Origin of the sequence: Marinobacterium aestuariivivens (genome assembly GCF_042661465.1) — a bacterium.
Lineage (GTDB): Bacteria > Pseudomonadota > Gammaproteobacteria > Pseudomonadales > Balneatricaceae > Marinobacterium_A > Marinobacterium_A aestuariivivens.
This window is the reverse complement of sequence record NZ_JBHSWE010000001.1, coordinates 171,780-194,568: the sequence shown is the minus strand read 5'-3', so window position 1 is coordinate 194,568 and position 22,789 is coordinate 171,780. Positions and strand designations below refer to the sequence as shown.

The window sequence follows — 22,789 nt, the reverse complement described above, 5'->3', positions numbered from 1 at the left end:
GGAGTGTTGATGACGATGAATTACGAGCAACTGATCGAGTCCATGACCCCGGAAATGCACCGTTCGCTGAAACGCGCCGTCGAGCTGGGCAAGTGGCCGAATGGGGAACGTCTCAGCGAGGAGCAGCGCAGTATCAGCCTGCGGGCGGTGATCGCCTATGATCAGCGACTGCCGGAAGACGAACGCACCGGTTACATCGACCGCACGCGCCCGGACGGCAGTCAGCATGGTGCCGACCCCTTGCAGCCCCAGACCCTGAAAATCATTAATCAGGACTGATCGATGCAGGCAGAGCTACAGGGCGCGCTGCGCAAAATGCGGGTCGGGCTCGACCAGGGTGTGGCGCAATATGAACTGGTCTGCGGCGACCAGACGCTGGCGCTGAATACGCTGCTCGGACGTCAGGTTCGATTGCGCCATCTTGGCGAAATCAACTGCATTCACTGCGGCCGCAAGACCAAGAAAAGTTTCAATCAGGGATACTGCTATCCCTGTTTCACCAAACTGGCCGAATGTGACAGCTGCATCGTCAGTCCGGAAAAATGCCATTACCATCTCGGCACCTGCCGGGATCCCGCCTGGGGTGAGCAGTACTGCTTCCAGTCCCATATCGTCTATCTGGCCAACTCTTCGGGTATCAAGGTCGGCATCACCCGGGGCACTCAGGTGCCGACGCGCTGGATCGACCAGGGCGCGGTTCAGGCGCTGCCGATCCTGCGGGTCGATTCGCGCTATCAGTCGGGGCTGGTCGAACACCTGTTCAAGGCGGAGGTCGCGGACAAGACCAACTGGCGCAAAATGCTCAAGGGCGAAGTGGAAGCCCTCGACCTGAAGGCGGAGCGCGACCGTCTGTTCGATGTCATTGCCGCACCGCTCGGCGAGGTCGAGCGGCAGTTCGGTCTGCAGGCCATCCAGCGCCTGGACGCCGAGGAGTTGCAGATCGATTATCCGGTGTTGAACTATCCGCTCAAAGTCAGCTCCCTCAATCTGGACAAGACGCCCGAAGTCGGCGGTCAGCTCCAGGGCATCAAGGGGCAGTACCTGATCCTCGACAGTGGCGTGATCAATCTACGCAAATTTACCGCCTATCAGGTGGAATTCAGTTCCGAATAAGGTGATAGCTGTAATGGCCGAACAACCCAGAGCGATTTATCTCAAGGATTACCAGGTCCCGCCGTTCCTGATCGATACCACGGAGTTGCGCTTCGAACTCGGCGATGACCATACGCTGGTGCGATCGGTGCTGAAGATGCGCCGCAATCCGGCTTCGCCGTCGCGCCAGGCGCCGCTGGATCTGCACGGACACGAAAGTCTGGAGCTTTGCCGGCTGGCCATCAGCGGGCAGGTGCTGTCACCGCAGGACTACCGGCGGGAGGGCGAGAGCCTTCTTATCCGCGCAGTGCCCGACGAGTTCACCCTCGAGTGCCTGACCCGCATAAGACCCCAGGACAATACCGCGCTGGAGGGGCTGTACCGCTCTGACGGCATGTACTGCACTCAGTGCGAAGCGGAAGGTTTTCGCCGCATCACCTTCTATCTTGACCGGCCGGACGTGATGTCGGTCTTCACCACCACCGTCGAGGCGGATGCCAGGCGCTACCCCGTGCTGCTGTCCAACGGCAACCCGGTCGCATCCGGCAGCCTGGAGGACGAGGGGCGGCACTGGGTCACCTGGCAGGACCCCTTCCCCAAGCCCGCCTACCTGTTTGCGCTGGTGGCCGGTGATCTGGCGCATATCGAACGCCCGTTCAAAACCGCTTCCGGTCGCGATGTGACCCTGCGCATCTATGCCGAGAGCAGGGATCTGGACAAGCTCGATCATGCGATGGAGTCGCTGGTCAAGGCGATGCGCTGGGACGAGAAGGTCTACGGCCGCGAATACGATCTCGATATATACATGATTGTGGCGGTCGATTTCTTCAACATGGGGGCGATGGAGAACAAGGGGCTTAACATATTCAATACCTCCTGCGTGCTGGCGAGTCCCGAAACCACCACCGATGCAGCGTTTCAGCGCGTCGAGGGGGTGGTGGCCCACGAATATTTCCACAACTGGTCCGGCAACCGCGTGACCTGTCGTGACTGGTTTCAGCTCAGCCTGAAAGAGGGCTTTACGGTATTCCGCGACGCCGAGTTTTCGGCCGACATGAACTCGCGCGCCGTAAAGCGGGTCGAGGATGTGACGCTGCTGCGTACGGCCCAGTTCGCCGAGGACGCAGGCCCCATGGCGCACCCGGTACGGCCGGCATCCTTTATCGAGATTTCCAACTTCTATACCCTGACAGTGTACGAGAAGGGCGCTGAAGTCGTGCGTATGATCCATACGCTGCTGGGGCCCGAGCTGTTTCGCAAGGGCTCGGACCTCTACTTCGAGCGCCATGACGGCCAGGCCGTGACGACCGACGACTTCGTCAGGGCGATGGAGGAGGTTTCCGGACGCGATCTGAGCCAGTTCCGTCTCTGGTACGACCAGGCCGGCACGCCGCGCCTGCATGTCAGCGACGACTATGACGCTGCGGCGCAGCGTTACAGTCTGCATGTCGAGCAGAGCTGCCCGGCGACGCCGGATCAGGCGGAGAAAAAGCCCTTTCATATTCCGCTGGCCATCGGCCTGCTGGGACCGGGCGGCCGCGATCTGCCGCTGGCCGGCGGTGCCACCACCGAGGTGCTGGAACTGACCGAAACGAAACAGACCTTCGTCTTCGAAGGCGTTGCCGAGCGTCCCGTGCCGTCGCTGTTGCGGGGCTTCTCGGCGCCGGTGAAGCTGCAGTATCCCTGCAGCCGGGATGAGCGGGTGTTCCTGATGAGCCATGACAGTGACGGGTTCAACCGCTGGGATGCCGGGCAGGCCCTCGCGGTCGATATACTGCGGGAGCTGATGGACCAGTATCGTGCCGGTCGGCCGATGCAGCTCGACTGCGCCCTTATCGACGCCTTCGCCGCCGTGCTGGATGACGAAGCCCTGGACCCGGCGATGGTCGCCAAGGTGCTGACGCTGCCGTCCGAAGCCTATCTGAGCGAGCTGTCCGACGAGATCGATGTCGAGGCGATCCACGAAGCGCGTCAATTCGCGAAAAAGGCCCTGGCGCAGGCGCTGTCCGGGCGTTTCGAGCGTCGTTACCTGGCACTGGCGCCGGCCGGCGTCTATGCGCCCGACGCCGTCCAGGTGGCGCGCCGCAGCCTGCGCAACCTCTGTCTGTCCTATCTGATGGCACTCGAACAGCCGGCCCAGCTGGCACGTGCGAGGGCACAGTATGACGACGCCGACAACATGACCGACCGTCAGGGCGCGCTGAGTCTGATCGCACATTCGGCGTTCGGGGCTGAGGCAGACGCGGTGTTGGAGGATTTCTATCGCCGTTTCGAGCGCGAGACCCTGGTCATCAATCAGTGGCTGGCGATCCAGGCCAGCGACCCGAAGCCGGGAGCTCTGGCACGGGTAGATGCGCTGATGAAGCATGAAGCCTTCGATATCCGCAACCCGAACAAGGTGCGTTCGCTGATTTCGGTTTTCTGCAACCAGAATGCGGTCAACTTCCATGCCGCTGATGGCGCAGGCTATGACTTTCTGGCCGACCGCATCATCGAGATGAACCGGCTCAATCCCCAGGTGGCGTCCCGTCTGTTGACGCCCTTGACGCGCTGGCGCAAATACGATGCCCCGCGCCAGGCGCTGATGCAGTCGGCATTGCAGCGGATTCTCGACAGCGGCGAGCTGTCGAAAGACGTTTACGAGGTGGTCAGCAAGAGCCTTTAGGCGGGCGGCCGTGTTATGAACGATTAAGTTCAGGTTGGTTATACTGCCCCAGAGCAGGCAGTGAAAATTTATTATCAAGAAAACACTCAGGGATGCATTAAATGGATAGATTGCTTTCAAGCCACGACAAGTTCGATCTGCAGCAGAACTATCGTCGCTATCTGAAGTTCCGTGATCAGCTCGACGATGCCACCCGGGCGATGCAGACCGCCCGGGCCAGCCGGGTTTGGGTCGCGGGCCTGGTGACGCTGATTTTTGCGCTGGCGTCCGATTTTTCCTCGGGGCTGCGGCCGCGTTGTTCGGCATCTACTTCTATCGCCTGCTGGTGGCGCGGATGCAGACCGGCAAGGCGGAAGAGGGTGTGAAGACACCGACCGCTGGTTTGCCTCCAAGGGGCTCAAGTTTGAAGGTCGCATCCTCTATTTCCGTGACGACAAGATGCTGGAGCATCCCCTCGACCCCTTCGATGACGCCATTTACGGCTGACAGGGCAGGGCGGCCGCTGCGATTATTCAGCGAGCCTGAAACGGTGCGCAGATGAGAAGGGAGTATCGTCGGATCTCGGGGCGTACCCGGCGTCTGCTGGAGATGCCCGAGGGTGTCAACGTCGATTTCAAGCGCGAGGCGTCCGCGGTTCATGCCGCGGATCTCGTGGCCTTCGCCAATGCAGCAGCCGGTGGTACCCTGCTGATCGGCATCGACGAGTACACCACCACCGATGGTGTCCAGCGCGGCCGGGTTGTCGGCTGCGAGGTCGACGACAGCGCTCGCCTGAGCATCGTCAACAAGGCCACCGGCTGCTACCCCAATATCGAAGTGGAAATCTTCGCGGAAAACCTGGCGGCGAAGTCGATCCTGAGGATCGAAATCCCGTCGGGGCATGCCAAGCCCTATTGCACCCAGGGCGGTCAGTACAGCATTCGTGCCGATGGCCGCAACCGGGCGCTCTATCCCGAGGAGCTGCTGTCGATCTTCATGGATCGGGAAGGGGAGCAGTTCCTGTCCCGGTTCCGCAATGCCGTCTTTCGCCTCGAGCACCAGATCGGCGGTATCAGCCATTCGCTCAGCGACGGCCTCCTGCAGGTGAGTCAGCATATCCACGACCTCGACGACCAGTTGAAACGGACCCTCAGCCGTATCGGCCAACTGACCGACAGTCACAAGAAACGCTCGCGCAACGTGCTGCAGGCGATACGCGACAGCCAGGACAGCCTCGGCAATCTCGAGCGGCTGCTTGGTGAGGGCGACGGCAGTCAGCAGCGTTACCAGCGGCTGTTGCAGGAGGTGGAAAACAAGCTGGCCGGCATCCTGGAGACGATCGATGGAGAAAACGGTGGCGAACACTGACATCAACTGGCTGCGTGAATGTCGACACTGGATCTTCGACCTGGACGGTACCCTGACGCTGCCGGTACATGACTTCAATCACATCCGGTGCGAGCTCGGGATCCCGCAGGCGGCCGATATCCTCGACTGGCTGGCGGCGCTGCCCGAGCCGGAACGCAGCGAACGCGTGCGGCGGCTGGACGAACTCGAGCATCATTATGCCCGTCAGGCGCAGCCGGCGGAGGGGCTGCACCCGCTGCTGGAGTCCCTGGCGCAACGCCGCTGCCGGCTCGGGATACTGACCCGCAACAGTCGCGAGCTGGCGCTGCTGTCGCTCGCGGCCATCGGCGTGGCTCACCATTTCGAGCCACCCTTCGTGCTGGGGCGCGACGAGGCCCGGCCCAAGCCGGACCCCGGCGGCCTGCGGCACCTGCTCGCCTGCTGGAACGCATCGCCTGCGCAGGCACTGATGGTGGGCGACTTCCGCTATGATCTCGAAGCCGGCCGCGGTGCGGGCATGCAGACGGTCCATGTCGTCCCCCGTCAGGCCCCGAGTGGCCGGAACTGACCGATCTGCGGGTGGGCAGTCTCGCCGAGCTTCACCGCCTGGTGGCGTAACGGGTCACCCGCTGGCCTTATTTGATGTCAATGTCGTCAACAACGGCCCGGTTGTCTTGTCTATAGTAAAGGCATCCCTTTATAGCGGAGGTTCAAGATGACGATCCTGTCCGTCCTGCACAAGGACCATATCAATCTCAATCGCCTGCTGGATGTGCTGCGGGCCAAAGTTGGCAAGTTGCGTGCCGGAACACGTCCGAACTTTCGCCTGATGGCCGATGCGGTCGACTATATCAGCGAATATGCCGATCGCCATCACCATCCACTGGAAGACCAGCTGTTCGCCTTTTTCGAGGGTCGGGACAGCCGCCTCGACGAACTGATGCGACAGTGCACCGCGCAGCACCGAAAGCTGCATGCCTCCTCCCACGAGCTGAGCGATGCCATCGACAGCATTCTCAACGATACCCTGATGCCGATGGACCAGTTCATCGACATGCTCGAACGCTATGTCGATGAGCAGAAGGCGCACATCGACTTCGAGGAAGCCGAGATCTTTCCGGGCATCGATCAGGTGGCGGAGCAGGGTGACTGGATCAAGCTCGATGAGCAGTTGCCGAAAAACGAGGATCCGCTGTTTGGGGAAAATCGCTCCGAGCAGTATGTCGAACTTTACCAGGCGCTGGTGCAGGATATGAAGGCATAGTTGTACGTAGATTGGGTAGAGGCCCCTAGGGCCGAAACCCAGCGTACGGCTTAGAGGTTTCTCTGCGAGAGGAACCGCTCCACCGTATCCACCGTGGCCTGTGTCTGCGGGTCCACTTCCAGATTGATCCGTTCGCCGGTCTGCGCCGTACCGAATCCGGTTACGGCCAGGGTCTCAGGTATCAGGTAGACGTTGAAGCGATCCTCGAGCACGTCGCCGATGGTCAGGCTGCAGCCGTTCAGCGCGACAAAGCCCTTGGGCAGGATGTACTTGTGCAGCGCAGCGGGCAGTGCGAACCAGACTTCGCAGTTGTGCCCGCTTTTCCTGATCTCGAGGATCTCGACGCAGGCATGGACGTGACCGGAGAGGCAGTGGCCGCCGATCTCGTCGCCGAAGCGGGCCGCGCGCTCGAAGTTGACCTCGTCCCCGACCCCGAGGTCTCCCAGGTTTGTGACCCTCAGGGTTTCGACGATGAGGTCGAACTGCACACGGTTGCCATCGAAGCCCGTGACCGTGAGGCAGGTGCCATTCAGGGCGATGCTGGCACCCTGTTCCAGCCGATCTGCATGACCGGGCGGCAATTCGACACTGAGTTGCATAAACTGTGGGTGACGTTGCAGGTCGAGGACCCGGGCCTTGCCCTGGACGATACCGGTAAACATGGATATTCCGTATGGCTGCTGGTCTGAGCTCGCAGCTTAAGTAGCTGACCTTCCGGTGTCAATGAGGTCCGCAGACGCAAATCGTCAGGTGGAGCGCTGCTGCCAGGAGGCACCGGCGAGACGCCAGCAAGGAGAGAGGATGAAAGTACTGATTACCGGCGGTACCGGCTTTATCGGCTCGGCGCTGATCGCTTCGCTGCAGGGCGATGGTCACGAAGTTGTGGTGCTGACCCGTTCCACCGGCCGTGCCGCCAGGAAACTCGGCTCCGGCGTTCGGGTGATCGAGGGGCTGGGCGCAATTGCCAATGATGAAATGCTCGACGCGATCGTCAATCTGGCCGGGGCCCCTATCGTCGACCGGCGCTGGAGCGATGCGCGCAAACAGCTGCTGCGGGACAGCCGGTTGCAGATCACCCGGGACCTGTTGCGGCTTATCGAGCGCCTGGACCGGCGCCCCGGCGTGCTGGTCAGTGGTTCGGCGGTGGGCTATTACGGCAGTCAGGACAACGACCATCTGCTGACCGAAGAGGCCGACGATTTCGTACCCGGATTTGCACACCAGCTCTGCGCCGACTGGGAAAGCGAAGCGCTGCAGGCGGAAAAGCTTGGCGTTCGCGTCTGTCTGGTGCGCACCGGCATCGTGCTGGGCCCGGGCGGGGCCCTGGCCAAGATGCTGCCGGCGTTCAGGCTCGGTCTCGGTGGTCCCATCGGCAATGGCCGGCAATGGATGTCCTGGGTGCAACTGGCCGATGAGGTGGGCATTATCCGCTACCTGATCGATCAGAAGACCCTGCGCGGTCCCTTCAACGCCTGCGCGCCGGAAGCGGTGAGCAACGGCGAGTTCAGCCGCACGCTCGGGCGGGTGTTGAAACGTCCGGCGGTGCTGCGGGTACCGGCACTGGCGATGAAGCTTCTGCTGGGCGAAGCCAGTGAGCTGCTGGTGTCAGGGCAGCGGGTCTATCCGCGCCGGCTGCTCGATGCCGGCTACGAGTTTCAATACTCGCAACTGGAGCCGGCTCTCGAGGCCAGTGTGAAGCGCTAAGACGGCAACCTGCTGTATGTGGCGGCACATTATGTAGGGTGCTGGTGATGCGCGAACCGCGAACCGCACCGGAAGGTTCGCGGTGCGGTTCGCGTTGCTCACCAGCACCCTAGGTTGCCTTCCTGCCAAAGTGGGATGCCTGTCACTTATCCGCTTTGCGGTGTTGCGGGTCATCGTCCGCGCCGGCGCGGTCTTCGAGCCGGTCGAGCGCGGCGATGGCGCGTTCGAGCTGCCGTTCGATACGCTCGAGCCGGTTTTCGAGGTGGCCAATACGCTTGAGGTTTTCCTGCTCGCGCCGGGTCAGCGCTTCCTCTCCCTGCTCGATGAAGAGAGCCGAAAAGCTGGCGGTCAACATCGAGAACAGTCCGATCCCCATCAGGATCAGCAGCGCGCCGAAAATGCGCCCCTCGGTCGTTGAGGGCACCAGGTCGCCGTAGCCGACGGTCGTGACCGTCACCCAGGCCCACCAGATACCGTCGATGGGCGACTCGAAGGCCGGGTCGATGCCCGAGATCAGTACGCCCGCGATCATCAGCAGGATAAAGCCGATCGCCAGAGTGGTGCCGAGGTTGTGGCGGGTCAGAATGGCATAGACGTCGTCCCAGACGCGCAGGAAAATGCCCAGCATCAGCAGCAGTCTCAGCGTGCGCAGGGCGCCGGCATAGTAGACTTCGGCCCCCAGAGTATCGGCAGGCCCGCCAGCACGATCACCAGGTTGAGCCAGTTGCGGCGCAGGTGACCGAGCTTGTCGTCGACCAGAATCGTCATCAGCACCAGTTCCAGCAGAAAGCAGCTCCAGACCAGTGGGTCGGTGAAGCGGCTGTAGGTGGAGGGCAGCCCCTTCTGGCTGGCGAGGTACCAGTCGACCAGTATCCAGAGTGCCGCCAGAATCATCGGCCATTCGAACCAGGTGCCCCAGCGTCTGGCGGTCGGGTTTTCGTCGGGCGCGACGCCGCCAAGGCCAAGGGTATGGATCAGGCGACGACGGCTTTTTTCGTCATGGAGCGGTACCTCGTCGTCAGGAGGCGTAGTGGAGTTCCGGCATCGGCAACGCCTCGGCGCCCTCGGGGCGGCGCTGGCGCAGTTTCTCGATGGCCTCGAGCAACAGGTCGCCGTGCCAGAGCGAGGCGTCCCCTGGTACAGGTGCTGTTCCAGGTCGAGGATCAGGAAGTCCAGTGCCTGGCTGCGGGCGGCGTCGCTGATGTCTTCGCCGCTGAATATCTGCTGGTCGGGCCAGAAGTTCTGGGCCCATTCGATCAGGCGCAGCTTGGCGACCTCAGGATTGTTCTGCTGGCAGGCCATGGCCAGGGCCTGGAAGGTGTTTTTCTCGGCCATCTGGTGGGCCATCAGCAGTTTGCGCCGGCGGCGCATCTCCTCTTCCTGAGCCTGCTGGCGGCTTTCCCGTCGCATCAGTCGCAGATGGTTGAAGGTATACAACCAGCCGAGGGAAGATACCAGGCTGGTGAAGGTCAGCAGGCCGATCAGAAGGCGGCTGTTGTCCAGTGCCTGCTGCAGGCCGGGCTCGAGACGGGTGGGCTCCAGCGCCAGTAACGCCGCGCTCCGGGGGCGGTAGCGGGGGCTGTCACGTCGGTCGGTACCTCCAGCACCCGTTCGGGCAGGCTGGCATTGCGTGCCCGGTTTTCGCCCAGGTCCCACCAGGTGATATCCACCGGGGGAAGCTCAGCTCGCCGGTACGTCGCGGCACCAGGCTCAGATGCTCGACCCGTCGGCTGACCAGGCCCTGCTCGGTTATCTCCTCGTCGAGTTCCACGCTGTCTACGCGGACCTGGAACGCCTGGTTCGAGGCCGGCGCCAGCTCCGGCAGCCGGGAGGCGGGGAGGCCGGTGGCGGTGAGGGTGATGCTGTGCTGCAAAGGCTGGTTCTCCCCGATGACGCCGGCCGGCGGGCCGCTGTCGCTCAGCGAAACAGCGGTGGCCGGCAACCAGTAGCCCCGCGCGCTCTGGTAGGCCGGCTCGACGACATTGAAGTCCCGGGAGCTTGCCTGCAGCTCGAGACGTCGGTCGTCGGGGGCGGTGCGGCCTTCGAAGATGGGGCCGTCGAGTCTGAGCGTGCCGGTGCGGGTCGGGAAGATGGCGTAACGCTGCTCGACGACGCCGTATTCCCGGTCTCCGACCAGTCGACTGTAATGCCGTTGATCGCCCAGGGCTTGATCTGACTGCCCGGGACGTAGGGTGCGGTGAGCTTCGCGCCGGGGGAGAGCGCCATGGCATGATAGAGTCGTACGGTGTAGAGCAGCTGGCTGCCGAGATAGACTTCTTGCGCATCGAGTTCGGATTCGATGTAGGCCTGCTCGCCCTGCAGGCCGCTCTGGCTGGCTCCCGAGTTCAGGACCTTCAGTTTCAGGGCCTGGCTCGACTCGGTGCCGATATGCAGCGCGGGGACGTCCAGTTCACCGGCGCTTTTCGGTCTCAGCAGGATTTCCCAGCGTGTGCGATAGCGGCTGTCGCCACTGGCGTGGCTCGAAAGCGTCAATTGCTTGCTGCCGAGAAACTGGAAGTCGTGATAAAGCGGGGAGACATCGACGGGCTGCTGCACGCGGTCGTCGGCTTCGAGCGTAAGGCGGACCGTATCCTGAACCGTGATCGTGCGTCGATCAAGATAGGCTGTTACGTCGGCGAGGACGGGCAGGCATATCAGGTTCAGTAGTAACGGCAGCTTTCGCATATCGCCTTTGCTTCAGCCTGCTGTGAAAGGCCCCTTCAGGGCCGCGTGCAATATTGCCATGGAGGCTACCCCGGTCGCCTGTGCTGGTAACAGGTTTTACAGCCTTTGCCGAACGTCATGCCATCTCCGGGACTGGCATTGCTTTGGGCAGGGACTGAGACCTGTGTCACGAAGTATTATCGGGTAACCCCCCGGTATATCAATGACTTGTTATGGAAGGCGCCGCCGTGCAACCGGACGCCGGGCCGGCTCGGTCTGTCGCCTTGGCTATACTCACGAAACGGCCAGCATCCCGGGGGCGCTGTCGTCCATGCAAATCGGAGTTCAACCCAGGGAGGTCGACGTCATGGCCGGGGTCAACGAAGCCGCTGACGAACGCGAGCGGCAACTCGAGCGCCTTTATGAGACCTTGCGCTGCCGCCAGCCGAAACGTCGCGTTCAGCGCCTGGTGGAGTTCGCCCGTCATTTCTACGCGACAGCGGCGCGCACGGACCTGAAAGAGTGGCGTCTGGACGACCTCTATGGCGCCACCATCGCCTGCTGGCAGTTTCTGCAGGAATATTCGGGCGACTCGGCCAAGGTTCGGGTGTTTAATCCGCAAGTCGAGGAGCATGGCTGGCAGTCGACTCATACGGTGATCGCGCTGCTGCATACCGACATGCCCTTCATCGTCGATTCGGTACGGATTCTGCTGAATCGGCGCAATCTGACCATCCATGCGATTCACAGCGCCGTGCTGGCGGTGCGGCGCAGCGAGCGCCACCAGCTCCGGCAGTTGCTGCCCCTCGACAGCCGCGCGCGCAAGCTTTCTCGCGAGATGCTGGTGTCGATCGAGGTCGACCGTCATACCGACCCGGCCCAGCTGGCGGATCTCGAACAGGCGCTGGCCTTTCTGCTGGCGGAAGTGCGCGTCGTGGTCGAGGACTTCGACGCCATGCTGGAGCGTGCCGGCCGACTGATCGAGGAGATGCGGCAGATACCGGCCCAGTTCGATGCGGCCGATATGCGCGAGGCCGCGGAGTTCATTCGCTGGCTCAGGCATCATTTCACCTTTCTCGGCTACGACGAGTATCAGCTGGTCGAGAAGCCGGGGGCGTCGGTACTCGAGCCGGTCGAGGGCTCTCAGCTGGGACTGTTGAAAATCTGCGACGAGAACCTGCGCAGCGAGCTGATCCAGGGGGCGAGCGGGAGGCGGGGGACTTCACGCTGATTCCGGAGCTGCTGTCGTTTTCCAAGTCGGTCGCCAAGTCCCGGATCCACCGTCCCGGATTTCCCGATTACATCAGTCTCAAGCGTTTTGGTGATGACGGAGAATTGGTGGGCGAGGCGCGTTTTCTGGGGCTTTATACCTCTTCGGTCTATATCCAGAGTTCACGCCGCATTCCGGTGGTCCGTCGCAAGATCGATGCGGTGATGCGCAAGTCCGGGCTGGTGCCCCGCGGACACGACTGGAAGGAGCTGCTGCAGATACTGGAAACCTACCCGCGTGACGACCTGTTTCAGATCGGTGTCAACGAGCTGTATCAGACCGCCATCGCCATTCTGCAGATTCATGAGCGGCGTCAGATTCGGCTGTTCATTCATCGCGACGCCTATGGTCAGTTTTTTTCCTGCCTCGTCTACTCGCCCCGGGAAGTCTACAGTACCGAGTTTCGCCGCAAGGTCGAAGCGGTGCTGCTCGAGGAACTGGGCTGCCAGCATGCCGAGTTCAATACCCATTTTTCGGAATCGGTACTGGCACGCACCCAGTTCATCCTGAGGCCCGAATCCGGCCGGGTGCCGGACAGTATCGACCCCGACCGGGTGGAGCAGGCGGTGCGTCGTGCAGCCCGATCCTGGACCGACGATCTTCGCGATGCGCTGGTCGAGGTGCTTGGAGAAGAGGCCGGTACCCGGGCGTTCAACGAATACGGCGGCGGCTTTCCCGCCGGTTACCGTGCGGATTTCCAGGCCCGCACCGCCGTGGTCGATATCCGTCACATGATGGAGCTGGGGGAGGAGCAGGCGTTGAGCCTGGGCTTTTATCGTAACCTGGAGGCAGAAGAGGAGGCGCTCAACTTCAAGCTGTTTCATCTGCACCGTTCACTGCCGCTGTCCGATGTGCTGCCTGTGCTGGAAAACCTGGGGCTGCGGGTGATCGACGAGCACCCCTATCAGGTGATGCATCTGGACGAGTCCATCTGGATACACGACTTCAATCTGCGCTTCGTCGGCAATGAGATCATCGCCCTCCAGGAGTTCAGGGAGATCTTCGCGGAGGCCTTTCTCGGCATCTGGTACGGACAGGCGGTCAACGATGACTTCAATCGCCTGGTCCTGGCCGCGCGCCTGCGCTCGCGAGAAGTGTCGGTGCTGCGAGCCTATGCAGCCTACCTGAAACAGCTCAATTTCAATATCAGCGGCGAGGCGATCAGTGCGGCGCTCTATCACCAGGTGGGTCTGTGCAAGCAACTGGTGCAGCTGTTTCATGCCCGTTTCGATCCCGATCATCCGCTGGGGGGCAGGAAACGCGGCTGGTACAGGCGCTGGAGGATGGGCTGGAGCAGGTGCCGAGCCTGACCGAGGACCGCATCATTCGCCAATACCTGACGCTGATCCGGGCCACCAAGAGAGTCAACTTCTATCAGCGCGATGCCGACGGGGAACCCAAGCCCTACATCGCCCTCAAACTGGCACCGCGGGAACTCGTCGAGGCGCCGTTGCCGCGTCCGCTGTATGAGATATTCGTCTTTTCGCCGCGGGTCGAAGGCGTGCACCTGCGCGCCGGCAAAGTGGCCCGCGGTGGCCTGCGCTGGTCCGACCGGCCCGAGGACTATCGCACCGAGGTGCTCGGGCTGGTCAAGGCGCAGCAGGTCAAGAATGCGGTCATCGTACCGGTGGGGGCCAAAGGCGGTTTTGTCGCCAAGCAGCTGCATGATGGCATGAGTCGCGACCAGCGTCAGGAGGAGGGGATCGCCTGCTATCGTCTGCTGGTCAGCGGTTTGCTGGATCTGACTGACAACCTGGTGGAGGGCGAGCCGGTGCCACCGCGTGACCTGGTGCGCCATGACGGGGATGACAGCTATCTGGTGGTCGCCGCCGACAAGGGGACGGCAAGCTTTTCCGATATCGCCAACGGTATTGCCGCAGATTACGGTTTCTGGCTCGGCGATGCCTTCGCCTCGGGCGGCAGTCAGGGCTACGACCACAAGAAAATGGGCATTACCGCCCGTGGTGCCTGGATCTCGGTGGAGCGTCATTTCCGCGAGCTTGGCCTCAACACCCGCCAGGATCCCTTCCGGGTGCTGGGCATCGGTGACATGTCCGGCGATGTCTTCGGCAACGGCATGCTGATGTCGTGCCAGATTCTGCTGGTCGCCGCTTTCAATCACCAGCACATCTTTATCGATCCGTCGCCGGATGCCCAGGCGAGCTACTCTGAGCGGGAGCGCCTGTTCAGACTGCCGCGTTCGACCTGGCTGGATTACGATCCGGCCTTGATATCCGAAGGGGGCGGCGTGTTCGAGCGCAGCGCCAAGTCGATCCGTCTCAGCCCGCCGCTTCAACAGCTGGTCGGGATCAGCAGCGAGCGCATGACGCCGAACGAGCTGATCTCGGCGCTGCTGCGGGCGCCTGTCGATCTGCTCTGGAACGGCGGCATCGGTACCTACGTCAAGGCCAGCGGCGAAGCCCACATTGAGGTGGGTGACAAAGCCAATGATGCCGTGCGGGTCAATGCGGCCGCGCTGCAGTGTCGCGTCATTGGCGAGGGCGGCAATCTCGGTCTGACCCAGCGGGCACGGATCGAATATGCCCTGGCGGGCGGGCGCCTGAATACGGACTTTATCGACAACGCCGGCGGCGTCGACTGTTCCGACCACGAGGTCAATATCAAGATTCTGCTCAACGAACTGGTGGCGGCCGGCGACCTCACCGGCAAGCAGAGAAACCGGCTGTTGCAGGACATGACCGAGCAGGTGGCCGAACGGGTGCTGCTGAACAACTACCGCCAGGTGCAGTCGATCAGTCTGATGGAGATCCGTTCGGCCGAGTCGATGGCCGAGTACCGCCGTTTCATCACCCATCTCGAGAACAGCCATCGGCTGGATCGGGCGCTGGAGTATCTGCCGGATGACGAGGCGCTGGCCGAGCGGCACAACCAGGGGCAGGGGCTGACCCGGCCCGAGCTCTCGGTGCTGATATCCTACAGCAAGGCCGAGCTCAAGGAGCGATTGCTGAGTTCGACCCTTCCGGAGGACCCTACCTGCAGCCGGAGCTGGATACCGCCTTTCCGCCGCTGCTGGTGCGTCGCTTCGGCGAGTCCCTGCACCAGCAGCATCGCCTGAGACGCGAAATCATCGCAACCCAGCTGGCGAACCACATCGTCAACTTCATGGGGGTGAATTTTTCGACCGGCTACAGGCCTCGACCGGCGCCGATATCGAAACGATCGCCCGTGCCTATGCGCTGGTGCGCAAGCTGTTCAGTCTCGAGTCTCTGTGGCAGCAGATAGAGGCTCTGGACCACCGGGTGGAGGTCGAGATCCAGGTGGCGATGATGCATGATCTGCAACACCTGATCCGCCGTGCCTGCCGCTGGTTTGTGCGCAACCGTCGCGGCACCCTCGATTGCGCCCGCGAAGCCGCGGAGTTCGGCGACAAGGTCATGCGTGCCGCGTCCCGCCTGGGCGAACTCATGGTGGGGCGTCCGCTGGAGGTCTGGCAGGTGGCCCGCGACCGTTATACCGATGCGGGGGTACCCGACAAGCTGGCGCGCCTGGTGGCGGCCACCCGCAGCCTCTATTCGATACTGGGCATGACCGAGGTGGCCGCCGAACGGGGGCTGACCATGGACCAGGTCGTGCGCGCCTATTACGAGCTTGGCCAGCAGCTCGATCTGCACTGGTTTGCCGAGCAGCTCGATGGTCTGGTGGTCGAGAACTACTGGCAGGCGCTGGCGCGCGAAGCCTTCCGTGACGATCTCGACTGGCAGCATCGGGCGCTGGTAGCGTCGCTGCTGCGTGGCTTCAGGCGCGGCCGCAGCATGGCGGACCTGATCGGGGACTGGGAAGTGCAGAACCGTGCCCAGGTCGAGCGCTGGCGCTACCTGCTCGGCGAGCTGAGGGCGGCGGATCGGGCCGAGTACTCGATGTACACGGTGGCGATCAGGGAGCTGTTCGACCTGGCGAAAAACAGCGCCTACAGCGACTAGATCGGTGGCAGGTTGCAGGTGACAGGTTACGGATCAGGCGTCTAATATGCGTGACGCGTGACGCGAAGCCGTTAAAGCCCCATGACATCTGCGATCAGGATGAACCAGAAGATAGAAGTCGAACTGAACATCAGCCGCGATGAATACCTGCGGTACTACCGCAGCGCGGGCGCCCTGGATGTGGTCGTGACCGCGCGGGACGGGCGCCGCGTGCGGTTCCCGGCGCGTATCCTTCAGCCATTCGTACTCCATGACGGCGTCCGCGGGCGCTTCAGGATACACTTCGATGCCCGGGGGCGTTTCCTGAAGATCGAGCGGCTGTCGTAGGTCTTTTGTCCATGCACCTGACCCGTGCTTCGGAGCGGGTGTTCAGATTCTGATACGTCGCCTATAATGCCGCCTTATTTTGCCAACGCTAATGGATGACCGATGTTGTATCAGCTCGCACGTTATTCGATGTTCAGACTGGAGCCGGAGCTGTCCCATGACCTGGCCCTCGGGGGCATGAACCTGGTGGCGAACCTGGGGCTGCACCGGCTGTTCGGTGCCCGTCCGGAAAGCTGTCCGGTTGAGGTCATGGGTATTCGCTTTCCGAATCCGGTCGGACTGGCGGCGGGGCTGGACAAGAACGGCACCGCGGTGGATGGTCTGGCGGCCATGGGGTTCGGTTTCGTCGAGGTGGGCACCGTGACACCGCGGCCGCAGCCGGGCAACCCTAAACCCCGGCTGTTCCGGATTCCCGAGCATTCGGCCATCATCAACCGCATGGGGTTCAACAACCTTGGCGTCGATCAACTGCTGCACAACCTCTCGCGCAGCCGCTATGACGGCGTGCTGGGGATCAATATCGGCAAGAACAAGGACACCCCCAACGAAAAGGCGGACGAGGATTACATCTACTGTCTGCGCAAGGTGTATCCGCGGGCCAGCTATATCACGGTCAACATCTCGTCGCCCAACACCCCGGGGCTGCGCAGTCTGCAGTTCGGCGAGTCGCTGAACCGCCTGCTCAACCGCCTCAAGGGCGAGCAGGCGCGGCAGGCACGGCTGCACGACAAGTATGTGCCGATTGCGGTCAAGATCGCACCGGACATGACCGACGACGAGATTGGACTGGTGGCCAAGGCGCTGAAGACCTACGAGATGGATGGTGTGATCGCCACGAACACGACGCTGTCACGCGACGGCATCGAGGACTCCCCGCTGCGTCACGAGGAAGGGGGCTTAGTGGCGCACCGTTGCGCAACCGTTCGACCCGTACCATTCGTCAGCTGGCGCAGGAGCTTGATGGCGCCCTGCCGATTATCGGCGTAGGCGGCATTACCGAGGGCTTTGATGCGGCAGAGAAGATCGAGGCGGGAGCGAGCCTGGTGCAGATCTACACCGGTTTTATCTTTCAGGGCCCGAGTCTGGTGGCCGATTCCGTGGAAGCGATCAGGGCGCTGCAGCTGGCCGGGCGCTGAGCGTACGGCCAAAACGCAAATGGCTCCCCGTGGGGAGCCATGCTGAAATCGGATTAGTCAGTCGTCGTATCGGGAATTAGTGAAGCGAAGGGTTGGCCTGTATGGCCGAGACGCCGGATTGGCCGCTCCAGTGGGCTTCCCGTCCCTCTCGCCATCCATTCATCCAGTAGCTGCGCATCGCAACCTCGTTGACCGGACAGCTGCTCATGGACTTGCCTTCCAAACCAGCTTGGAAACCGCGATTGAACAGAGTAGAGGTTTTGTCGCGTTTCTGTCTTCTCATAGTACGCCTCTCTATAATTCTGTATTCGGAGCCGGCGCTCTCGAGCCGCTCCCAACGCAGTGGCGACAGCGGATGTCGACCACAGCTTCATTGATATCGGAAATTGGTCGGACTTACGATCCAAAAAAGCTATCGATATTTGAGCCACCATAGCGCGAGTATCGAATGTGGTTTTAAACGGTAGTGTTATCAATGACTTATTGGGCTGTCGCCGGATGTAGTCAGCTGCTGAAATGTTTTCATTAAAAAATGATTACGATTGAATGAAATTCTTGTTGCCGGGCCCGACGCGTCCCCGGCCCGGTAAGACAACTGAAGAGCGAAGTGGATGAATTTTTTGTGACCTGCCCGAAGGGCATCGAAGGCCTGCTGCGCGAGGAGCTGACCGCTCTGAACATTACCGTGGCGAAAGAGACCCCGGCCGGGGTGCATGTCGACGCCGGGCTGGTCGATGCGTACCGCGTCTGTCTCTGGTCGCGACTGGCCAACCGGGTGTTGCTGCCGCTTGCCGAGGCGCCGGTGGACAGTGCCGACGACCTCTACCGGGCGGTGCAGCAGGTCGACTGGCTCGAACATCTGCGCCCGGCCGGAACCCTGGCGGTCGACTTCAGCGGTCGCTCGAGCAAGATCATCAATACCCATTTCGGTGCCCAGCGGGTCAAGGACGCGATCGTCGACCAGGTGCGGCAGAAGACCGGCAGTCGTCCGGCAGTCGAGCGGCGCCAGCCCGACGTGCGCATCAGCGTGCATCTGGCGAAAGGCCAGGCCAGTATCGCCCTGGACCTGTCCGGTGACAGTCTTCACCGGCGTGGCTATCGCAAGGAGGCGGGACTGGCGCCGATGAAGGAGAACCTCGCCGCGGCAGTGCTCTATCGCGCCGGCTGGCCGCAGCTGGCCGACAGTCATTCGCAGCTGCTGGACCCGATGTGCGGTTCCGGTACCCTGGTGATCGAAGCGGCGCTGATGGCGGCCGATATCGCGCCGGGACTGTTGCGGCAGCGCTTCGGTTTCAGTCGCTGGCTGCGCCACGACAAATCGTTGTGGAAGCCGCTGGTCGAAGAGGCGGAACAGCGCCGTGAACAGGGGCTGGAACGTCTCGGGGTGCGCTTCTTCGGTTTCGACCGCGACGCCGAGGTGCTGCAGCGTGCACGGGACAATGCCCTGCGGGCGGGTGTCGGCGAGCTTGTCGAGTGGCGAGAGCAGGCTATGGTCGAACTGGCGCCGCCGCAGCCGGGGCCGGGGGTGCTGGTGACCAACCCGCCCTATGCCGAGCGCATCGGTGATGCCGGCGAGCTGATGTTCATGTACCGGCAGATGGGGGAGCGGCTGAAACGGCAGTTCGGCGGCTGGCGCGTGGCGCTGTTTAGCGGCAACCCCGAGCAGTGCAAGGTGATCGGGCTGAAGGCCGATCGCCAGTACCGTCTCTTCAATGGCGCCATCGAGTGCACCCTGTTTCTTTATACGCTCTATGCCGAGCGCGAGCGGCCATTGCCGGAGGAGGGGGCCGTCGTACTGGGCGAGCAGGCGCAGATGTTCGCCAACCGGCTGAAGAAGAATTTCAAGGCACTGTCGAAGTGGGTTCGTCGCGAAGGTATCGAATGCTATCGTGTCTACGATGCCGATATGCCCGAGTATGCCGTTGCCGTGGACCTCTACGGCGACTGGGTGCATGTGCAGGAGTACGCGCCGCCGCGCTCGGTGGATCCGGTCAAGGCGTTCGAGCGCCTGCAGGATGTCGTCAAGGCCATACCCGAAGTGCTGGATGTGCGGCCCGAGCGTGTCGTGCTGAAACAGCGCAAGCGCCAGCAGGGCGCCAGTCAGTACGATCGCCAGGGGCAGAGTGACTACTTTTTCGAAGTGCAGGAGCATGGCTGCAGGCTCAGGGTGAACCTGCACGACTACCTGGACACCGGTCTGTTCCTCGACCATCGGCCGGTGCGCCGCCGTGTCCAGGCGCTGGCCGCCGGCAAGGATGTGCTGAACCTCTTCTGCTATACCGGCACCGCCACGGTGCATGCGGCCGTCGGTGGCGCCGCTTCCACCACCAGTGTCGACATGTCGGCCACCTACCTCGCCTGGGCGATGAAGAACATGGCCCTGAACGGCTTCGGGGGCGGCCCCCATCATTTTATTCAGGCCGACTGCACCCGCTGGCTGCAGCAGCGCCATCCGCAGACCTATGATCTGATCTTCATGGATCCGCCGACCTTTTCGAATTCCAAGCGCATGGAGGCGGTGCTCGACATCCAGCGCGATCATGTGATGCTGATCGAGGCGGCGATGAAGCGGCTGCGCCCGGATGGCCTGCTGATCTTCTCCAACAACTACCGTCGTTTCAGGCTCGATTACGAGGCACTGGCGGCTTTCGATATCCGCGATATCACCGCCCAGACGCTGGATCCGGACTTCAAGCGCAGTGCCGGTATCCATGTCTGCTTCGAGATTCGCCACCGCGGCTGATCCCCGTCGCCGGGTGCCACCGCCAGCCGGTGGCGCCCGCCTTGCGTCCCGGTGCATGGTTTTGTGGCATGAATCATGCTTCGTTTTGGTGATCAAAGGATCCGATGTGCGCCAAACGGGTGCTTGTCATGCAGCAAATAAGGGCATCGAGGGCTGAATACGCCAGGGCCTGGCTACCGGTCGGCCATGGCTACCGGTCTTGGGCTCCTGTGTTTCAGTTGCAGCGTTTTGCGCACCGGAACGGGTCATTCAATAACATAGCGCACCATAGAGGTGCGATTGCGCCCGGCGCAGCGGCTGAAGGAGACGCTCAGTGGAAACGGTGAATAGTGCGGTGGAGGCACTGGTACAGAGTTCGAATACGCTCTTTATCCTGCTTGGAGCCATCATGGTCTTTGCCATGCATGCAGGCTTTGCCTTTCTCGAAGTGGGGACGGTGCGGCACAAGAATCAGGTCAATGCGCTGGTCAAGATCATGACCGATTTCGGCTTTTCCGCCGTGGCCTATTTCTTCGTCGGCTACTGGATCGCCTATGGCGTCACCTTTTTCGACGACGCCGCCACTCTGGCGGCGGATAACGGCTATGCCCTGGTCAAGTTCTTCTTCCTGATGACCTTCGCCGCGGCGATTCCGGCGATCATTTCCGGAGGGGTTGCCGAGCGTGCCCGCTTCTGGCCGATGCTGATGGCCTCGGCCCTTAGCGTCGGGCTGGTCTATCCCTTTTTCGAGGGGGTGATCTGGAACGGCAATTTCGGTTTCCAGGGCTGGCTCGAAAACCGCTTCGGTGCGTCCTTTCACGATTTTGCCGGCTCCGTGGTCGTGCACGCTGTTGGCGGCTGGATCGCGCTGATGGCCGTGTTGCTGCTCGGCAACCGCAACGGGCGCTATCGTGGCGACAGGCTGGTGGCTTTTCCGCCATCCAATATTCCGTTCCTGGCGCTGGGGGCCTGGATCCTCTGCATCGGCTGGTTCGGTTTCAACGTCATGTCGGCGCAGACCCTCGACGGCATTTCCGGCCTGGTGGCGGTCAACAGCCTGATGGCGATGGTCGGTGGCATTATCGTGGCGCTGCTGCTCGGCAGGAATGACCCCGGCTTTATTCATAACGGTCCGCTGGCGGGTCTCGTGGCGGTTTGTGCCGGCTCCGATATTCTGCACCCCATTGGTGCACTCGCGGTTGGCGGTATCGCCGGTGCCATCTTCGTCTGGCTGTTCACCCTGATGCAGAACCGCTGGAAGATCGACGACGTCCTGGGTGTCTGGCCGCTGCACGGTCTTTGCGGGGCCTGGGGGGCATCGCCGCGGGTATTTTCGGCAGCGAGTCCCTTGGCGGCCTCGGCGGCGTAAGCCTGATGTCACAGCTGGTCGGTACCCTGGCCGGCATCCTGGTGGCGGTGATCGGCGGTTTGCTGGTCTACGGCGGCATGAAGCTGTTGGTTGGCCTGCGTCTGAGCCAGGAGCAGGAGTTCAACGGCGCCGACCTCAGTATCCACAGCATCGAAGCGACCTCGGTGGAATAGGTTTCCATCTTGGCAGGAGCGGTACCCGCCGCTCCTGCAGTAATTTCAGTTGCCAGTTGCCAGTTGCCAGTTGCCCGTAACCCGCCAGGGCAATCGCACTACCTGACGACTGCGAGAGCCAGTCCGGGCCGGCGGTACCGTTTCCGGGCGACACGCTTTACGTCGTCCCTGACCGCTCTGCTGCCGCCCTCCCTGGCGGCAGACGGTCGCCCTGAAGCGGTACCCCCACCCCTCGACAACGCGGTGCCAACCGACAGGCGCACCGAACCCGGTTCGCTACCCGACAATGGCCAGGCAAGCCGGCGGCGAGAACCATCCGTGCACTCGCGGCGTCAGCTGCAGCACCGAGGCCCGGAAGGCGTCGTCATAGGCAGCACGCAGCCGTTTATTCTTGACCCCGGGTTTGGAGCCCTGGCCTGGCGCAGGAGGTTCAGGGCGAAGCGCCGGATGAGGGCCAGCACATAGTCGCCACCGCCCTCGGTGATCTGCCGGGCCACCGTTTTCTGACAGCCGATAGCGTCGATCGTCACCGTGACGCCGTCCAGGTCGAACAAGGACAGGATCTCGGGCAGGGCCGTGATCTCGTTCGCCTTCGCGTCCACCCGGCGTTGAGCCACCAACAGGCGAGCCTCACAGGACCAGGCATGAAGCAGGCGCAGTGCACGAGCCGCTGAACCACGATGGGAGCGGCGGACGGCTTTGCCGTCCAGTGCCAGTTGATCCTGCCTGTCGCCGCCGATTCGGGCACGGGCGGCCCAATCGAAAAACGCCGCCTCGAACGCCTCCGGGTCGATCAGGGAAAAGACGCGCCCGAAGGTGTCGTGGGAGGGGTGCCGTTGGGCAGCGGCAAGAATTGTCGCAACCGGTCCTCCTTGGTACGGCCAAATTCTGCCACGGCTTCCCAGTCATCCATGCCGGAGAGTGTTGCACAAAGGGCGATACCGAGGATGTCCGACAGCCCATGCAGCTTGTTTTGCGTGGTCCGGCGCGGATCGGGGAGGGATTCGAAGAAAGGCTTGGGGTTCGGCAGCATGGCAACGGTTTCTGCAAATGCCGGAACTAAGCCGTTTTCGTACCGGCACCGGGCTCTCCGAGGCTGATGTGGTCGGGTCTGGCTGACCGTCTGCCGCCAGGAC

18 protein-coding genes and 4 pseudogenes are annotated in these 22,789 nt (G+C 62.4%); 15 read left to right on the top strand and 7 right to left on the bottom strand.

The genetic code is table 11. The annotated features are described in order from the left end of the window. Positions 1 to 9: 9 nt before the first annotated feature. The 7 genes from ACFQDL_RS00985 (at position 10) to ACFQDL_RS00955 (ending at position 6,347) form a co-directional block, all read left to right on the top strand. Positions 10 to 279, top strand: coding sequence for a YeaC family protein (locus ACFQDL_RS00985; RefSeq protein ID WP_379907406.1), 270 nt, complete (start codon positions 10 to 12; stop codon positions 277 to 279). Between the two features lie 3 nt (positions 280 to 282). Next, the gene (locus tag ACFQDL_RS00980) at positions 283 to 1,113 is read left to right on the top strand and encodes a DUF2797 domain-containing protein (RefSeq protein WP_379907405.1); all 831 of its coding nucleotides are present in this window, start codon (positions 283 to 285) and stop codon (positions 1,111 to 1,113) included. 13 nt (positions 1,114 to 1,126) lie between these two features. Next, positions 1,127 to 3,757, top strand: coding sequence for an aminopeptidase N (gene pepN, locus ACFQDL_RS00975; protein WP_379907404.1), 2,631 nt, complete (start codon positions 1,127 to 1,129; stop codon positions 3,755 to 3,757). A 101-nt stretch (positions 3,758 to 3,858) separates the two neighbouring features. Further along, positions 3,859 to 4,122: a hypothetical protein gene (locus tag ACFQDL_RS00970; RefSeq protein WP_379907403.1), complete on the top strand. Its 264-nt coding sequence runs from the start codon at positions 3,859 to 3,861 to the stop codon at positions 4,120 to 4,122. 172 nt (positions 4,123 to 4,294) lie between these two features. Next, positions 4,295 to 5,104, top strand: a complete 810-nt coding sequence (locus ACFQDL_RS00965; RefSeq protein ID WP_379907402.1) for an AlbA family DNA-binding domain-containing protein — start codon at positions 4,295 to 4,297, stop codon at positions 5,102 to 5,104. After that, entirely contained in the window at positions 5,091 to 5,651 is a 561-nt protein-coding gene (locus ACFQDL_RS00960; protein WP_379907401.1) for an HAD family hydrolase, read from the top strand. Before ACFQDL_RS00965 ends, ACFQDL_RS00960 begins: the two co-directional genes overlap by 14 nt. A gap of 147 nt (positions 5,652 to 5,798) precedes the next feature. Beyond that, the gene (locus ACFQDL_RS00955; RefSeq protein WP_379907400.1) at positions 5,799 to 6,347 is read left to right on the top strand and encodes a hemerythrin domain-containing protein; all 549 of its coding nucleotides are present in this window, start codon (positions 5,799 to 5,801) and stop codon (positions 6,345 to 6,347) included. Positions 6,348 to 6,397: 50 nt separating this feature from the next. Here the strand turns inward: ACFQDL_RS00955 and ACFQDL_RS00950 are convergent, their stop codons facing one another. Beyond that, entirely contained in the window at positions 6,398 to 7,009 is a 612-nt protein-coding gene (locus ACFQDL_RS00950; RefSeq protein ID WP_379907399.1) for a riboflavin synthase subunit alpha, read from the bottom strand. A 139-nt stretch (positions 7,010 to 7,148) separates the two neighbouring features. Here ACFQDL_RS00950 and ACFQDL_RS00945 point away from each other — a divergent pair, with 139 nt between their 5' ends. Then, positions 7,149 to 8,051 carry a TIGR01777 family oxidoreductase gene (locus tag ACFQDL_RS00945; protein WP_379907398.1) on the top strand — a complete coding sequence of 301 codons (903 nt, stop codon included), beginning with the start codon at positions 7,149 to 7,151 and terminating at the stop codon, positions 8,049 to 8,051. A 142-nt stretch (positions 8,052 to 8,193) separates the two neighbouring features. On the opposite strand, the gene ACFQDL_RS00940 is transcribed toward ACFQDL_RS00945, so the two are convergent. From ACFQDL_RS00940 to ACFQDL_RS00925, 4 genes are read right to left on the bottom strand one after another with little or no spacing between them, the layout of a single operon-like run. Further along, complete coding sequence (locus ACFQDL_RS00940) at positions 8,194 to 8,679, bottom strand: ion channel (RefSeq protein ID WP_379907397.1); 486 nt, start codon at positions 8,677 to 8,679, stop codon at positions 8,194 to 8,196. 11 nt (positions 8,680 to 8,690) lie between these two features. Then, positions 8,691 to 9,707, bottom strand: coding sequence for a BatD family protein (locus ACFQDL_RS00935; RefSeq protein WP_379907396.1), 1,017 nt, complete (start codon positions 9,705 to 9,707; stop codon positions 8,691 to 8,693). Next, on the bottom strand, positions 9,634 to 9,993 hold the full coding sequence (locus ACFQDL_RS00930; protein ID WP_379907395.1) for a hypothetical protein: 360 nt from the start codon (positions 9,991 to 9,993) through the stop codon (positions 9,634 to 9,636). The genes ACFQDL_RS00935 and ACFQDL_RS00930 overlap by 74 nt, the downstream gene beginning before the upstream one ends. Next, positions 9,969 to 10,736: a BatD family protein gene (locus tag ACFQDL_RS00925; RefSeq protein WP_379907394.1), complete on the bottom strand. Its 768-nt coding sequence runs from the start codon at positions 10,734 to 10,736 to the stop codon at positions 9,969 to 9,971. Before ACFQDL_RS00925 ends, ACFQDL_RS00930 begins: the two co-directional genes overlap by 25 nt. A 310-nt stretch (positions 10,737 to 11,046) precedes the next feature. Here ACFQDL_RS00925 and ACFQDL_RS00920 point away from each other — a divergent pair, with 310 nt between their 5' ends. The 5 genes and pseudogenes from ACFQDL_RS00920 (at position 11,047) to ACFQDL_RS00900 (ending at position 17,389) form a co-directional block, all read left to right on the top strand. Further along, positions 11,047 to 11,946 (top strand): hypothetical protein, encoded by a 900-nt coding sequence (locus tag ACFQDL_RS00920; RefSeq protein ID WP_379907393.1) that lies wholly within the window; start codon positions 11,047 to 11,049, stop codon positions 11,944 to 11,946. Between the two features lie 107 nt (positions 11,947 to 12,053). Next, positions 12,054 to 13,295 carry a hypothetical protein gene (locus ACFQDL_RS00915; RefSeq protein ID WP_379907392.1) on the top strand — a complete coding sequence of 414 codons (1,242 nt, stop codon included), beginning with the start codon at positions 12,054 to 12,056 and terminating at the stop codon, positions 13,293 to 13,295. Further along, positions 13,178 to 15,926: pseudogene (locus ACFQDL_RS00910) on the top strand (NAD-glutamate dehydrogenase domain-containing protein). The gene ACFQDL_RS00915 and the pseudogene ACFQDL_RS00910 overlap by 118 nt, the downstream one beginning before the upstream one ends. 81 nt (positions 15,927 to 16,007) lie before the next feature. Beyond that, a complete protein-coding gene (locus ACFQDL_RS00905; protein ID WP_379907391.1) occupies positions 16,008 to 16,253 on the top strand; it encodes a DUF2835 domain-containing protein in 246 nt (81 codons plus the stop codon). A 102-nt stretch (positions 16,254 to 16,355) separates the two neighbouring features. Further along, positions 16,356 to 17,389: pseudogene (locus tag ACFQDL_RS00900) on the top strand (quinone-dependent dihydroorotate dehydrogenase). A 76-nt stretch (positions 17,390 to 17,465) separates the two neighbouring features. Here ACFQDL_RS00900 and rmf read toward each other — a convergent pair. Next, positions 17,466 to 17,672: a ribosome modulation factor gene (gene rmf / locus ACFQDL_RS00895; RefSeq protein ID WP_379907390.1), complete on the bottom strand. Its 207-nt coding sequence runs from the start codon at positions 17,670 to 17,672 to the stop codon at positions 17,466 to 17,468. Between the two features lie 324 nt (positions 17,673 to 17,996). On the opposite strand from rmf, the gene rlmKL reads away from it, so the two are divergent. Together rlmKL and ACFQDL_RS00885 are read left to right on the top strand one after the other, a co-directional pair. Then, the gene (gene rlmKL / locus ACFQDL_RS00890; protein WP_379907389.1) at positions 17,997 to 20,132 is read left to right on the top strand and encodes a bifunctional 23S rRNA (guanine(2069)-N(7))-methyltransferase RlmK/23S rRNA (guanine(2445)-N(2))-methyltransferase RlmL; all 2,136 of its coding nucleotides are present in this window, start codon (positions 17,997 to 17,999) and stop codon (positions 20,130 to 20,132) included. A 313-nt stretch (positions 20,133 to 20,445) separates the two neighbouring features. Further along, positions 20,446 to 21,653 (top strand): annotated as a pseudogene (locus ACFQDL_RS00885) (ammonium transporter). A gap of 449 nt (positions 21,654 to 22,102) precedes the next feature. On the opposite strand, the pseudogene ACFQDL_RS00880 reads toward ACFQDL_RS00885, so the two are convergent. After that, positions 22,103 to 22,686, bottom strand: a pseudogene (locus ACFQDL_RS00880) (ISAs1 family transposase); the annotation flags it as partial. Between the last annotated feature and the right edge of the window lie 103 nt (positions 22,687 to 22,789).

Excerpts from the sequence above, each read along its gene's own strand:
- ACFQDL_RS00985 (WP_379907406.1), top strand. The coding sequence starts at position 10 with ATGACGATGAATTACGAGCAACTGATCGAGTCCATGACCCCGGAAATG.
- ACFQDL_RS00980 (WP_379907405.1), top strand. The coding sequence starts at position 283 with ATGCAGGCAGAGCTACAGGGCGCGCTGCGCAAAATGCGGGTCGGGCTC.
- pepN (WP_379907404.1), top strand. The coding sequence starts at position 1,127 with ATGGCCGAACAACCCAGAGCGATTTATCTCAAGGATTACCAGGTCCCG.
- ACFQDL_RS00970 (WP_379907403.1), top strand. The coding sequence starts at position 3,859 with ATGGATAGATTGCTTTCAAGCCACGACAAGTTCGATCTGCAGCAGAAC.
- ACFQDL_RS00965 (WP_379907402.1), top strand. The coding sequence starts at position 4,295 with ATGAGAAGGGAGTATCGTCGGATCTCGGGGCGTACCCGGCGTCTGCTG.
- ACFQDL_RS00955 (WP_379907400.1), top strand. The coding sequence starts at position 5,799 with ATGACGATCCTGTCCGTCCTGCACAAGGACCATATCAATCTCAATCGC.
- ACFQDL_RS00950 (WP_379907399.1), bottom strand. The coding sequence starts at position 7,009 with ATGTTTACCGGTATCGTCCAGGGCAAGGCCCGGGTCCTCGACCTGCAA.
- ACFQDL_RS00945 (WP_379907398.1), top strand. The coding sequence starts at position 7,149 with ATGAAAGTACTGATTACCGGCGGTACCGGCTTTATCGGCTCGGCGCTG.
- ACFQDL_RS00940 (WP_379907397.1), bottom strand. The coding sequence starts at position 8,679 with ATGCTGGGCATTTTCCTGCGCGTCTGGGACGACGTCTATGCCATTCTG.
- ACFQDL_RS00925 (WP_379907394.1), bottom strand. The coding sequence starts at position 10,736 with ATGCGAAAGCTGCCGTTACTACTGAACCTGATATGCCTGCCCGTCCTC.
- ACFQDL_RS00920 (WP_379907393.1), top strand. The coding sequence starts at position 11,047 with ATGCAAATCGGAGTTCAACCCAGGGAGGTCGACGTCATGGCCGGGGTC.
- ACFQDL_RS00905 (WP_379907391.1), top strand. The coding sequence starts at position 16,008 with ATGACATCTGCGATCAGGATGAACCAGAAGATAGAAGTCGAACTGAAC.
- rmf (WP_379907390.1), bottom strand. The coding sequence starts at position 17,672 with ATGAGAAGACAGAAACGCGACAAAACCTCTACTCTGTTCAATCGCGGT.